We start from the raw sequence: 12,369 nt of genomic DNA, 5'->3' as shown, positions 1-12,369 counted from the left end.
CGTGAGGCAGCCGGAAAAATCCAACTTCCCGCGGTCCAAGGTTGGGGAGCAGGGCACAACCCCAAGGACTCTCGTTATGAACGAGGGACGACCGGGGGGCAGGTCAGGCGCTTTTCTCGATGCCAGCTTCCGCCGCCGCGGCCCGGATCATGTTGCCGAGGCCCTTTTCGGATCTCGGGGCGCCCGCGGCCGTCGCGAGGAACGTCATGTGGCGTGAATTGAGCGCGGCCAGCGCGTCGTGCATCGCCTCGCGATCCCCGGCATAGCCTTCGGCATAGGCGGGCAGTCTGGCGGTCCAGGGCACGAAGGCGGGCTGTTTCACCTTGCTTTGGGTGTAGATCAGGACCCCGGCGCGATCCACATGGCCCGGGCCGATCATCACCGCATCGCCAATCCGAAATCCGGTCCAGTGCAGCAGCTCGAAGGCGGCGCGCTTGCTGGTGCCGATGGGCCACCGGGTCCGGAAGACGACCGATACCGCGGTGCCGATGCTCTACACCCAGCTTTTCGACGGCGAGGCGCCGCCGCAGGGCTTCTGCACCGCGACGACGCGGGCATCACGCGCGGGGCGAAATCACGCGCGATCATGGCAGCGCCCGCGCTGTCGGCCTTCATGGACACGGGCAACACCGCAAGCCGGGCAAGAGCCCCTCGGGACCTCCTGCCAGAAACAGCCGCAGTCTAGCGCATGAGCACGACCGGAACCTTGCAGGAACGGATCATCCCGGTGGTGGTCGAGCCGATGACCAGGGTTCGTATGCGCGAATGCCCGTAGGCGCCCATCACCAGAAGATCGATCCCGTCCGTTTCGACCAGATCGGCCAGTGCCTTGTCCGGGGCGCCTTTCAGAAGTTTCACCTCGGCTTCATGCCCGCCCGCGTTCAGCGTGACACGCGCCTTTTCCAGAGCGCGGCGCAGGTCGGCCGTGTCTTGGCCCGCAGTCGCCACGATCACCTTCAGCCCTGCAAAGACCGGGTTGCGGGCAACATGGTCGACCGCCTTCATCGAGGAGACACCCCCGTCATAGGCGATCAGCACGCGTTCGATCGGCGCGAAGCTGCGGTTCGAGACGAAGACCGGCTTGTGACAGGCGCGCACGATCCGCTCGAAGTTGGAGCCGAGATGGGCGCTTTCCAGCCCGGCTGCCTCGCCCCGCTTGCCGATCACGATCATGTCGGCCGCGGCTTCCTTCTGTTCGACCGTGTTCACGATGTCGTCGTGGCGCAACCGGGTGATGACATCGGTGACGCCTTCCCCCTCGATCAAGGCCTTGGCATCCTCCAGGATCGCGCGGCCCTGGGCCTGCGAAAGCTTGGCGTGCTGTTCATCCAGATCGCTGAGCTGTTCCATCAACTGCGATCGCGCGCCCAGCCGGATCGAGCCCGACAGATCGCGCCGCCCCTGGGCCCGGCGCGGGTCGAGCACGTGGTAAAGCTTGACCTGCGCGCCCGAGCGCTTTGCGATCCAGGCCGCGTGGCGGCACACGCTTTCGGAATAGGCCGATCCGTCGACCAGCGCCATCAGCATCCCTGTCATCGTCCCATACCCCCGTCAGTGACCCAAGAGATCGTCCATCGCGCCGGGCTTGTCATGCACGGCCAGCTTGTCGACGATGGTTTCGGATGCCGCATTCATGCCCCTGATCTCGACCTCGGCGCCCTCGCGGCGGAACTTGAGCACGACCATGTCCAGTGCCGCAACGGACGAGACGTCCCAGATATGGGCGCGGCTGACATCGATGGTGACGCGCTCCAGGGCCTCCTTGAAGTCGAAGGCACGCATGAACTCCTCGGTCGAGGCGAAGAAAAGCTGGCCCTCGACCACATAGGTGCGCGCGCGCCCGTCGGGCGAAATCTCGGACGTGACCCGGAAAAGCTGGGCGATCTTGGCCGAAAAGAAGATGCCCGACAGCAGCACGCCGACCAGAACGCCGATGGCGAGGTTATGGGTGTAGACCACGAAGAACACCGTCGCCAGCATCACGATGGAGGACGACCGCGGATGGTCGCGCAAGGTCCGGATCGAGGACCATGAGAACGTGCCGATGGACACCATGATCATGATCGCGACCAGCGCCGGCATCGGGATCTGTCCGACCAGGTCGCCCAGCACGACGATCAGGAACAGAAGCATCGTCCCCGCGGTAAAGGTCGACAGCCGCCCGCGTCCGCCCGATTTTACGTTGATCATCGACTGGCCGATCATGGCGCAGCCCGCCATGCCGCCGATGAACCCGGTGCAGGTATTGGCGATGCCCTGACCGATGCATTCCTGGTTCCGGTCGCTGGGGGTGTCGGTCAGATCGTCCACGATGGTCTGCGTCATCAGGCTTTCCAGCAATCCCACCGCGGCCACCCCGATCGAATAGGGCAGGATGATCTTCAGCGTCTCAAGCGTCAGCGGGATGTCGGGGATCAGGAAGACCGGCAGCGTGTCGGGCAACTCCCCCATGTCCGACACGGTACGGACATCGACCCCGAAGGCCATCGTCACCGCCGTCAGAACGATGATCGTGATCAGGGGCGAGGGCACCGAGGTCGTCAGCAGCGGAAAGAGGTAGATGATCGCAAGCCCCGCCGCGACCATGACATAGGTCACCCAGGTCACGCCGATCAGTTCGGGCACCTGCGCGAGGAAGATCAGGATCGCCAGTGCGTTGACGAAGCCGGTGATGACCGAGCGCGAGACGAACCGCATCAACTGGCCAAGCTTGGCCAGCCCCGCTCCGATCTGGATCAGCCCCGCCAGCACGGTGGCCGCCAGCAGGTATTGCAGCCCGTGCTCCTTGACGAGCGTCACCATCAGAACCGCCGTTGCCGCTGTCGCGGCCGAGATCATGCCGGGCCGCCCGCCGGTGATGGCCACGATCACCGCAATCGAGAAAGAGGCGTAAAGCCCGACCTTTGGATCGACGCCAGCGATGATCGAGAACGCGATGGCCTCGGGGATCAGGGCAAGCGCCACGACCAGTCCGGCCAGGATGTCACCGCGGACGTTTCCGATCCACTGGTCGCGATAGGCGTAGAGTGCGTTCATGGTCATTCCGGTGGCGGGCCGCCGACGCTCCGGCAGGGGGCGCGGCAGTCTGGGATGTCGGTGGTCCGGAGAACTGGCGCTGAAAGCCACCACCCGGCAATAGGCCGGGCCCGGGGCGGATCACCATTCGCATACAAAAATCCGGCGCCAAGGCCAACAGCCAAAGCAGCGCGGACCTGCCGTGTCGTATCTGCTGCCTGCCGTTCGTGTCGCGCGTGGAAAGGACGGGCATGAAGGGCTGACGCGCGCAGGTCGCGTGTCGCGGCGAGCGGCGGTGCAGGGCTTTTGCCGCCAAGCGCGAGGCCCAGGACTGGGCAGCGCGGCAGGAGCACCCGATCATGGATGCCGGTGTGATCGCGGCCGATCGAGCTTTCGGCCCGCTTCCGGATCGCCATGCCCAAGGAGGTCAGCCCGACCAGGCGGGCCGAGAGATGGGAGATGGTCAGGCCGAAGCGCCTCGGGCGCTCAGCCGTTCCAGCAACTGGCCGGAAGCTTGAACAGCACGAACTGCTTGCCGCGATAGGCGCCGGTCTCGGGGGTCAGCTCAGTCAGCGGGTCGGTCCCGGCCGCGCAGGCCGGGGGCGTTCCGGCCGCGACATACAGCACCGTGCCGGACAGGCCGCGCGGCAGGGCGTGACGCAGGGCGTAATGGTTCGAGGCACGGCCCTCGGGCGGCGGCGCATGGATCGACACGTCGCGGTCGCGCCCGGTATAGAAGAGATCGGCCAGGAGATCGCGATTGTCGGCGACGATCACCCGCTGCCCCTCGGCCTCGGCGATGTCGAGGATCCTGTCGCTGAGATCCACCCGCCCCAGATAGCGTTCCAGGACCGGAGGCCCGCCGAAGCTGGCCGAAGGCGCGTAGACCCCCAGCACCGGCAGCGCCAGTGCCACCGTGCCGTTGATCGCGAAGGACGCGATCCTCAGCCCCCGGCCCAGCCGCGGCAGCACCGCCAGTGTCCCCGCCAGATAGGCCGCCGCCGCCCAGTTGGCATAGGCCCCGGACAACAGCGCCTCGACCGAGACGATGGCCACGACCGGCAGCGCGAAGACCAGCATCAGCCGGGTCGGCGCGTCGCGGTCGGACCAGCGCAGCGCGCCCCAGATCAGCGCCGCGAACAGCACCGGGCCGAAGACGGCGAACTGGCTGCCCAGAAACTCGGCAAGCCCGGCGATATTGAACCCGGCCCGGCCCGAGGGGTCGCGCACCCAGTCGGCATTGTCGAGCGTGTGTTCGAGCGTGGTCAGACCGTTTTGCAGGTTCCAGACCACATTGGGCGAAATCGTTACCGCGAAGGCCAGAAGCGCCAGGCCCGCGTCGCGCAGCCGCGGCCGGGCAGGGCGGATCAGAACGGCCGCCAGCGCGGCGCAAAGCGGGTAGTAGATCGCCGCGTATTTCGACAGGAAGGCCAGCCCCAGCGCCACGCCCGCCGCCAGCGCCCATCCCGGTCCGGGCCGCGCCAGCATCCGCAGCCAGAACCCGAGCGCCAGCGCCAGAAACGGGAACATGATGGTGTCGGTCGAGATCAGGATCGAGCCTGCCGCGACCATCGGCAGGGTGATGAAGCCCAGCGCCACCCAGATCGCCGCCTGCCGGCCCCAGAGCCCGGCCGCGATCCGGCCGAGGATCAGCGCCGTCGCGGCATGGAACAGCGGCGCGGGCAGCCGCACCCAGAACGGCGCGTCATTGCCGGCCATCTCTGTCACCGCCCGGATCACCCAGCCGATCATTGGCGGCTTCGAATAATAGCCGAAGGCCAGCTCGCGCCCCCAGAGCCAGTACTGGGCCTCGTCGACGAAGAGGTCCATCCGGTTCAGCCAGAGCAGCCAGACCCGGATCGCCGTCACCGCGAGGACGGCTGTCGCGGCCGGGATCAGCCAGCCGTGGCGGTCAGGCGCTGCGGCGCCGGTGCGCATGAATGAGCCAGAGGTTGCGGGTGTAGATGAAGACGCCGGTGACCTGCCCCAGGATGAAGACCGGGTCCTTGCGGTAGATCGCATAGGCCAGAAGGATCACGCCGCCCGCCATCGAGAAATACCAGAAGGCCACCGGCACCACCGAATTGCGCGCCCGTTCCGAGGCGATCCACTGCACCAGGAAGCGGGCGGTGAACATCAGCTGTCCGCCCAGCCCGACGACGACCCACCAGAATTCGGCCCAGCCGTCGACATGCAGCCAGCCGAAGAGGGCCTCAATGGCCATGCGGAACCTCCTCGGTGGCGCGGGCCTTCTTGCGGCGCAGGATCAGCCAGGACACGCCGATCAGGTCGTGAATGCCGACTAGGGCGCGCTGGAGGTTGTTGTAGTTCGACTGTCCGGCATGGCGTTCGCGGTGGCTGACATCGACCAGCGCGATCTCCCAGCCGTCCCGCTTGAAGAGCGCGGGCAGATAGCGGTGCATGTGGTCGAAATAGGGCAGCGTCAGGAACAGGTCGCGCCGGAAGCCCTTGAGCCCGCAGCCGGTGTCGCGGGTGCCGTCCTTCAGCAGCCGCGCCCGGATCGCATTGGCCGCGCGCGAGGCCCATTTCTTCGAGGCGGTATCCTGCCGCCCGACCCGCTGGCCCGCCACCAGCCCCAGCCTTCCGGTCTCGTCGGCCAGGAGCGGCGCCCAGAGCTTCGGCAGTTCGGCAGGCGGGTTCTGGCCGTCGCCGTCGAGCGTGCAGACCACAGGTGCGCGCGCTGCCAGCACTCCGCTGTGCACGGCTGCGCTCTGCCCGCCCGAATTCGGGTGGCGCAGCAGCCGCAAGGCAGGGTCGGATTTCATCCGCTCGGCGACGATGGCCGCCGTCGTGTCGGTCGAGCCGTCGTCGACGACGATCACCTCGTGGCTGTCGAGACCCGCACAGGCCTCGGCGATTTCGCCCAGAAGGAAGGCCACGTTCTCGGCCTCGTTCTTCATGGGAATGACGATGGAAACGGCTGGCATTGAGGCCTCGTTGGGGCGCCGGAGCGATTTGGCCGCGGTTAAACCTGATCGCGGACGGCTTGTCCACATCTGGCAAGGTCGGCGCGAAGGGTATGGCCCGGGTCGATCCGTGGCGTCAGCGCCACGCGCTCGCCCTTGCCGGGCAGGCCCTTCGCGACGCAATCGGCGATGATCTGCGCCGCACGGCGGCCGATCTCGCGCCGCTGGATGTCCATGGTGGCCGGGCGCAGCGGCAGACCGCTCAGAAGCTCGATGCCGTTGAAGCCCGCCAGCCCCAGCTTGCCCGGCACGTCGAAGCCGCGCTCCAGACAGTAAAGCAGCCCGCCCGCCGCGATCATGTCGTTGGAGAAGTAAAGGAAATCCAGATCGGGATGACGGTCCAGCAGCGCCCGCGTCATCTCGCGCCCCTTCTCGAGCCCCGATCCGCCCGAATAGAATTCCTGATCGACGATCTCAAGCCCGGCCCGCGCCAGCGCCCCGGTGAAGCCCTCGAACCGCTTCCGGGCCCGGTGGTCCATCGGCATCTTGGTGCCGAGAAAGCCGATCCGGCGATAGCCTGCGCCAGCGATGGCCCGCGCCATCTCGGCCCCGGCCCGGCGATGCGAGATGCCGACGACCGAGTCGATGGGCTCGCCGTCCAGATCGAGGATCTCGACCACCGGAATCCCCGCGGCCCGCAGCATCGCCCGGCTGGCCTCGGAATGTTCGAGCCCGGTCACGATCAGCCCCGATGGCCGCCAGGACAGCATCTCGAACAGCACCTTTTCCTCATACGGCGGGTCGTAGCGCGACAGCCCGAAGACCGGCTGCAACGGGGTGTCCTCGAGCACCTCGTTGATGCCGGCCAGCACCTCGGGGAAGACCATGTTCGACAGCGACGGGATGATCACGCCGACGAGGTTCACCCGCTGGCTGGCCAGCCCGCCCGCGATGCGGTTCGGCACGTAACCCAGCCGCTTGGCCGCCTCCAGCACCTTGGCGCGGGTCTTTTCCGAGACATCGCCGCTGTGCCGCAGCACGCGGCTGACCGTCATCTCGCTGACGCCCGAGGCTTCGGACACGTCGCGCAGCGTCAGCGGTCGGCTCGGTCTGTCGGGACGGTCTGCGGTCACGGGGCGCCGGGTCCTTCAGGGGGGTGGTCGCACCAGTTAAGCGGGAATGGCCCGGATGTCCAAGGCGAAGCGGTCTTGCAACTGCGGCGTTTTCCGGGGAAAAAGACCGCGCGTGGTCCCGTGGCTCAACTGGATAGAGCAATCCCCTCCTAAGGGATAGGTTGCAGGTTCGAGTCCTGCCGGGATCACCATAAAATCAAATACTTAGGTTGTGTTTTGGGGATTGCCCTCTGGTTCGTTGAACCAATTTGGGCGTTCCGAACTCCAAAGATCCGGCCGCGCGACGCAGATGGCCGGGGCTGAAGCGCGCATAGGTCGAGCGTGTGATGTTCGGATTCGTGTGGCCGAGATACTCCGCAATTTCCTCGATGGGCACACCGGCCTCGGCCATGAATCGGCCTGCTGTCCGGCGCAGATCGTGCGGCGTGCAGTGGGCGATTCCGGCCCGCGCGACGGCGGCATTGAACCCGGTCTTGATCGACCCGACGCGGCGCCCGCCCCATTCCACGACGTACTCCGAAACCGCGGCCTGTCTCGCTTCCTGAAGCGCCGCCATGAGCGTGTCGTTGATCGGCACCGTGGCGCGGCCCTTGCGCGGGCCCAGATCGTTCGTCGCCAGCTTGATCGTGCGGTTCGCCAGGTCGACCCGGCCCCAGGTCAATTCCAGAACCGCGCCGCTTCGTCCCGCCGTTGTCAGCATCAGCAGCATGGCCAGCCGAATATGCGGGTCGATGGCGGCGGCCAGCAACTTGTCCACCTCCTCCCGGGACAGATAGCGGTCGCGCGGCGCCGGTGTCGGCGGCATCTCGATTGCCGGGGTGGTGGAGATCAGGCGGGTCTTCCGGGCCCAGAGGATCGCGGACCGAAGGCACCCGAGCTCGGATCTGATCGTTCCATCCTTGCGCCCGGCCGAGCGGCGTTTTGCGGTGTAGCTTCGGCAGTCTGCCACGGTGATCTGCCCGACCGACAGGTGCCCGAAATGGGGCAGCACAACGCCTCCGGCCTGGGCAACCTTAGCGCCCTGGCGCCGGTCGCCCATTTCCATGCGATAGGCGTCCCAGACCTGCGCGACCGTCATGCCTGCGGGCGGGGCGTCGAGCCTCAGGATGAGGTCGCGCGCTTCCCGCTCGGCCTCCCGGGCCGTGTGGGCCTCAAGACGATAGCGTCGCCGTTTGCCATCGTCGTCCGTCCAGATGACGACATGTCGGCCCTTGAGGCGGCCGAGCCGATAGTCCCGCATTCGAAGTCCCTCACCGTCTGCGCTGATACCCTGAGAAGTCGCCCGCCGACTCGGAAGGCGGGCAGGCGGCCGTCCCGGATCATCGCGCGCACGGTTTCGCCCGAGCAACCCCAGCGCTCGGCCAGCATGTCCGGGGTGTAGGGGCGTTGCGGTTCAGCCATCGTCCTTGCCCTCCTTCTTGATCGCACCGGATCCTCCGCATCGCGGGCAGTTCGGACGGGGCGGTGCCTCGGCCGATCTGCGCTCCAGCTTGTCGACGCGGGCCTGCAGCTCGGCCAGCTCGGCGGTCAGGCCCGCCAGCTCGTCGCAATTGTGCCGGGCGAGGCTCTCGATCTCCTCGATCCGGTCGGGGATGGTCCGGGGCATCAGAGGGGCTCCTTTATGGTCTGGGCGCTGCGCGCGGGGTCATCCGGCATGGCGCTGCGGGGCGGCGGCCAGGTGCGGACAGTTGGCCGCGATGATGGCGGCGGCGACGGGCGGGCAGACCGAGTTGCCGCACATGCGGGTCTGTTCGGTCTTGGTGAAGGCACGGCCGTCCGGGGCGGTGTCGATCCGGTAGCTCTCGGGGAAGCCCTGGGCGCGGAACATCTCGCGCGGGGTCAGCATGCGCATGCCGATATCGGCGATGGCATAGGTCGCGCCGTCGATCTCGACCGTCACCAGCCCGAAGGTGTCGCGGGTCGAGAGCGTGTGCAGCGGCGCGCCCGCTGCCTGGCCGGTACCCGCGCCATAGTATTTCTGCAGGAAGGCCGCGACCAGCGCGCCGTGCCCGTCCCCGGCGCAGAGCGTCGGCACGGGCGCGGCGAGGGACTGATCGCGGCGGGTCGTGCCGTGCAGGCTCATCAGGTGCGCGGCCACGATCTGCTGTTGCGTGCCGCGGGTGGTGAGGGTGGAGAGCGGCGCCCCGGCCGGACGGCCGGCATGGCGCTGCATCCGCGCCCCGGCATTGTGCTGGGCGAGGAAGGCCGCGACCAGCGCATGCTTGGCGCCGCCCGCGACCACGGTTCCGAGCGGGCGGTCGAGCCCGGGCACCCGCGGCGCCTGGCCCGGCCGCTCGCCATAGCCGGTCTGGACCAGCGTCGGCACGACGAGGGCGTTCTGGTCCTTGGCGCTGGCGGTGACGGTGTGCAGCGGGTCGAAGCCCGACCGCACCGCGCCGCCCTGCTGGGCGTAGGTCACGAGGAACGGCTCCTGCGCCTCGATCACGTAGCGCATCACGCCGCGGGCGATGCGGCGCAGGGTCGGCTCTTTCAAGGGGCGCACCGCGCGCAGCCCGTGCCGGGCGAGGATCTCGGCCGAGCTGTCGAAGATCGACGGGCACGGCAGCGACCAGTCGACGATCCCGGCGGCGGTCCGCCAGGGGGCGCGGCGGCCCGCCTGCACCTCGGGACTGTCCGGGGCGCCGTGGGTCGGCGCGGGCCAGACGATGGGGCGGCCGTCGCGGCGGGCGATCAGGAAAAGCCGCTTGCGGATCGTGGGCGCGCCGTAGTCGCAGGCGCGCAGCTCGCGCCACTCGACGCGATAGCCGAGGCGGCGCAGCTCGCCGACCCAATGGCGGAAGGTCTGGCCGCGGCGCTCGGGACAGGGGCGGTTGGCCTCGGTCAGCGGACCCCAATCGCGGAACTCCTCGACATTTTCCAGCGCGATCACCTCGGGCCGGACCCGGCGCGCCCAGAGCACGACGACCCAGGCCAGATCGCGGATGTTGCGGGCGACGGGCTTGCCGCCCTTGGCCTTGCTGTGATGCTTGCAGTCGGGGCTGAACCAGGCGAGCCCGACACGGCGACCACGGCAGATCTCGGCCGGATCGACATGCCAGACATTGGAATTGAGATGCCGCGTCGCCGGGTGGTTGGCCTGATGAAGGGCGAGCGCCGCGGCATCGTAATTGATCGCGACATCGGGGCTGCGGCCGAGCGCCATCTCGATCCCGGTCGAGGCCCCGCCCCCGCCCGCGAAGCTGTCGACGATCATCGGGGTCGGGTCGAAGGGGGCACGGGTCGCGGGCTCGACCGGAAAGAGGGCGCCATCGGGCATCGGCGGGCGGTCCTTGTATGTCAGGCGAAGGGGCAGAGGCGGATGGCCGCCTCCATCCATTTTTGGGCGGCCTCGGCCTCGTCGCGGCCGGTGGCAGTCAGCCCGAAGAGCTGGATCTCGTAGAAGGGCGCCCGCCCGGGCAGCGCTGGGATTTCGAGCCCGTCGCGGCGAAGCGCGCCGCGGATGGCGGCGAGGCGGACCTCGGGAGCGGCGCCCTGCCATTCGGCGACGAAGGCGGCCAGCGCGTCGGGTGGCGGAGCGATGGCGTCGATGAGGCTCATGCGGCACCGCCTGCCCGGGCCTGTTCGGCCAAGGCGCTGAGCGTGCTGGCGCGGCCCTGCAACCGCTCGGCCCGGGCGAAGGCGGCGCGGGCGAGCAGCGGCTTGCCGTCGCGCGCGCTCGATTTGGCGGCGACGCGGGCGGTGTTGGCCTCAGTCTGGGCCTTGGCGGCTTCGGTCGCGAGGCGGTCGGCGATCTGCGGGGCAATGGCGAGGATCGCGGCCATCAGAGGCTGGCCTCCGCGATCCGGGCCAGCGTGACGCCGCCCCAAGCCGAGCCGACGAAGAGCGCGCCGATCAGGGCGCCCAGCAGCGCATCGCGCCAGGTGCCGAAGCCGTAGGTTGCGGGAAGGTCGGGGATTTTGGGCATGCGGGGCATGAGGTCCTCCGGGTCTGGGCATGGGATGAGGGCCGACGCGCGGCCCGCACCGATGCTCAGAGACCGGCGTTCTCGCTGTCCTCGCCCTCGGCCTCGCCCGGATCGGCTGGCTCGGGATCGGCGGCCTCGACCTCCTTCGGGTCGGTGCCGGTGGGGGCGCGGTAATAGATGCAGCCCGGGGCGTGGGTGCGCTGGAAGGCGTTGGTGCCCGCGATGGCGGCGAAGCAGTCCGCGCCATCGGCCGAGGGCTGGCGGATGGCCGACAGATCCTCGGTGGCGTTGATGGCGGCGAGCGCGGGCGCGGCCAGCAGGGCAAGCGCGGTGGCGGTGGTCAGGATGGTCTTCATGGGTCTCCCCTTTCCGTTTCGGTAGGAAGACTTTCGAAAAAAGAAAGTATCAGGTCAAGAGAAAACTTTCCAAAACGGAAACTTGATGGTAGCGAGACCACGGGGGAGGAGTCGTAGGGAAGCGCGCGCTCGATAGAATGGAGTCTGCCTCAATGTACATCGACAGAGGCCTGCGTGCGGCACGCGCTGCGCAGGAGAGGGATCGCGACGCGTTTCAGTTGCTAGTTGAAATGCTCGCGGAGGCTATTCGCCGTCACCCGCAAGGGCTTCCAGATACAGAACTACAGCGCGTCTTTGCCGCTCACCGAGCTGTGATAAGATTCTGTAAATCCTAGATATATCTGGGTCTTCTGGATTGTCCGGCGTGGAGTAGCCGAACACGCGGCGGATGGCGTCCGCTTCATCTGCGGACAACTTGCGACTTCCTCCCATCACCTTGGACATCTGAGCTTCGGTCAGGCCGATCCGAGCGGCGAGCTCGCGACGGCTCATTCCGTGGGCTTCCAGTTGTTCGTCTATCCAGGCGAGGCGCATGCCAGAGCATTTTCGATATTGGCGGTGAAATCCATGCCTGTTGCGGAAAGCTCGATGGTCATGGCTGTTGACATGAGACTTTCGATAAACGAAAGTTCAGGCCACCACCGCAGGAGGGGCCAATGAGCGTGGCAGACAAGATCATTGCAAAATGTGGTGGCGTTGCGCGTACCGCAGAGATCGTTGGTGTGAGAAAGAACTGGATCTACCGCTGGCGGCTGCCTCGGGAACGAGGCGGCACGGGCGGGGAGATCCCGCGCACCGCTCAGCTCAAGATCATGGAGGCCGCCCGGCAAGGTCTTGTTGCCATTTCGCCGGACGATTTCTTTCCCAACAAAGCCAAAAGCGAAGGGGGCACCAATTGATGCCCTCGACGCCCCCTCTCGTCCTCTTTTCAGCGGCGACCGGCCCATGCGGTCATATTGGAGGAAGTCATATGCAAAAGTCCTTCCAGAATTTGCGCGACCCGCAGGAGCGGG

At 67.6% G+C, this 12,369-nt stretch carries 18 protein-coding genes and 1 tRNA gene; 3 read left to right on the top strand and 16 right to left on the bottom strand.

All coding sequences use genetic code 11. The annotated features are described in order from the left end of the window. Positions 1–103: 103 nt before the first annotated feature. Positions 104–379 (bottom strand): hypothetical protein, encoded by a 276-nt coding sequence (locus EV657_RS20225; RefSeq protein ID WP_134079602.1) that lies wholly within the window; start codon positions 377–379, stop codon positions 104–106. A 55-nt stretch (positions 380–434) separates the two neighbouring features. Between EV657_RS20225 and EV657_RS20220 the strand changes: the two genes are divergently transcribed. Beyond that, positions 435–692: a terminase large subunit domain-containing protein gene (locus EV657_RS20220; RefSeq protein ID WP_425057272.1), complete on the top strand. Its 258-nt coding sequence runs from the start codon at positions 435–437 to the stop codon at positions 690–692. On the opposite strand, the gene EV657_RS20215 is transcribed toward EV657_RS20220, so the two are convergent. The 6 genes from EV657_RS20215 to EV657_RS20190 form a co-directional block, all read right to left on the bottom strand. Further along, positions 682–1,536, bottom strand: coding sequence for a universal stress protein (locus tag EV657_RS20215; protein WP_134079600.1), 855 nt, complete (start codon positions 1,534–1,536; stop codon positions 682–684). The genes EV657_RS20220 and EV657_RS20215 overlap by 11 nt on opposite strands. Positions 1,537–1,551: 15 nt before the next feature. Further along, on the bottom strand, positions 1,552–3,036 hold the full coding sequence (locus EV657_RS20210) for a SulP family inorganic anion transporter (RefSeq protein WP_134079598.1): 1,485 nt from the start codon (positions 3,034–3,036) through the stop codon (positions 1,552–1,554). A 465-nt stretch (positions 3,037–3,501) separates the two neighbouring features. Then, positions 3,502–4,953, bottom strand: coding sequence for an ArnT family glycosyltransferase (locus tag EV657_RS20205; RefSeq protein ID WP_166673748.1), 1,452 nt, complete (start codon positions 4,951–4,953; stop codon positions 3,502–3,504). Further along, on the bottom strand, positions 4,928–5,239 hold the full coding sequence (locus EV657_RS20200; protein WP_113670464.1) for a lipid-A-disaccharide synthase N-terminal domain-containing protein: 312 nt from the start codon (positions 5,237–5,239) through the stop codon (positions 4,928–4,930). The genes EV657_RS20205 and EV657_RS20200 overlap by 26 nt, the downstream gene beginning before the upstream one ends. After that, a complete protein-coding gene (locus tag EV657_RS20195; protein ID WP_075787361.1) occupies positions 5,229–5,963 on the bottom strand; it encodes a glycosyltransferase family 2 protein in 735 nt (244 codons plus the stop codon). The genes EV657_RS20200 and EV657_RS20195 overlap by 11 nt, the downstream gene beginning before the upstream one ends. Before the next feature lie 38 nt (positions 5,964–6,001). Continuing rightward, positions 6,002–7,075, bottom strand: a complete 1,074-nt coding sequence (locus EV657_RS20190; RefSeq protein WP_243837757.1) for a LacI family DNA-binding transcriptional regulator — start codon at positions 7,073–7,075, stop codon at positions 6,002–6,004. 114 nt (positions 7,076–7,189) lie between these two features. Here EV657_RS20190 and EV657_RS20185 point away from each other — a divergent pair. Continuing rightward, positions 7,190–7,266: transfer RNA gene (locus EV657_RS20185), tRNA-Arg, on the top strand. Positions 7,267–7,271: 5 nt separating this feature from the next. On the opposite strand, the gene EV657_RS20180 is transcribed toward EV657_RS20185, so the two are convergent. The 9 genes from EV657_RS20180 to EV657_RS20145 form a co-directional block, all read right to left on the bottom strand. After that, complete coding sequence (locus EV657_RS20180) at positions 7,272–8,270, bottom strand: tyrosine-type recombinase/integrase (protein ID WP_425057274.1); 999 nt, start codon at positions 8,268–8,270, stop codon at positions 7,272–7,274. Beyond that, entirely contained in the window at positions 8,177–8,443 is a 267-nt protein-coding gene (locus tag EV657_RS22820) for an excisionase family DNA-binding protein (protein WP_425057273.1), read from the bottom strand. The genes EV657_RS20180 and EV657_RS22820 overlap by 94 nt, the downstream gene beginning before the upstream one ends. Positions 8,444–8,468: 25 nt before the next feature. After that, positions 8,469–8,681, bottom strand: a complete 213-nt coding sequence (locus tag EV657_RS20170; RefSeq protein ID WP_134079590.1) for a hypothetical protein — start codon at positions 8,679–8,681, stop codon at positions 8,469–8,471. Between the two features lie 39 nt (positions 8,682–8,720). Next, a complete protein-coding gene (locus EV657_RS20165) occupies positions 8,721–10,352 on the bottom strand; it encodes a DNA cytosine methyltransferase (protein ID WP_134079588.1) in 1,632 nt (543 codons plus the stop codon). A 20-nt stretch (positions 10,353–10,372) separates the two neighbouring features. Next, the gene (locus EV657_RS20160; protein ID WP_134079586.1) at positions 10,373–10,633 is read right to left on the bottom strand and encodes a hypothetical protein; all 261 of its coding nucleotides are present in this window, start codon (positions 10,631–10,633) and stop codon (positions 10,373–10,375) included. Beyond that, the gene (locus EV657_RS20155; RefSeq protein WP_134079585.1) at positions 10,630–10,857 is read right to left on the bottom strand and encodes a hypothetical protein; all 228 of its coding nucleotides are present in this window, start codon (positions 10,855–10,857) and stop codon (positions 10,630–10,632) included. The genes EV657_RS20160 and EV657_RS20155 overlap by 4 nt, the downstream gene beginning before the upstream one ends. Next, on the bottom strand, positions 10,857–11,009 hold the full coding sequence (locus EV657_RS21740) for a hypothetical protein (protein WP_166673747.1): 153 nt from the start codon (positions 11,007–11,009) through the stop codon (positions 10,857–10,859). The genes EV657_RS20155 and EV657_RS21740 overlap by 1 nt, the downstream gene beginning before the upstream one ends. A gap of 56 nt (positions 11,010–11,065) precedes the next feature. Continuing rightward, positions 11,066–11,356 carry a hypothetical protein gene (locus EV657_RS20150; protein ID WP_134079583.1) on the bottom strand — a complete coding sequence of 97 codons (291 nt, stop codon included), beginning with the start codon at positions 11,354–11,356 and terminating at the stop codon, positions 11,066–11,068. Positions 11,357–11,599: 243 nt separating this feature from the next. Beyond that, the gene (locus EV657_RS20145; protein ID WP_134079582.1) at positions 11,600–11,890 is read right to left on the bottom strand and encodes a helix-turn-helix domain-containing protein; all 291 of its coding nucleotides are present in this window, start codon (positions 11,888–11,890) and stop codon (positions 11,600–11,602) included. 122 nt (positions 11,891–12,012) lie between these two features. On the opposite strand from EV657_RS20145, the gene EV657_RS20140 reads away from it, so the two are divergent. Beyond that, the gene (locus EV657_RS20140) at positions 12,013–12,255 is read left to right on the top strand and encodes a hypothetical protein (protein ID WP_134079580.1); all 243 of its coding nucleotides are present in this window, start codon (positions 12,013–12,015) and stop codon (positions 12,253–12,255) included. Positions 12,256–12,369: the final 114 nt, after the last annotated feature.

Origin of the sequence: Rhodovulum visakhapatnamense (genome assembly GCF_004365965.1) — a bacterium.
GTDB lineage: Bacteria > Pseudomonadota > Alphaproteobacteria > Rhodobacterales > Rhodobacteraceae > Rhodovulum > Rhodovulum visakhapatnamense.
The sequence above is the reverse complement of the archived record's forward strand: the minus strand, read 5'-3'. Positions and strand labels throughout refer to the sequence as shown.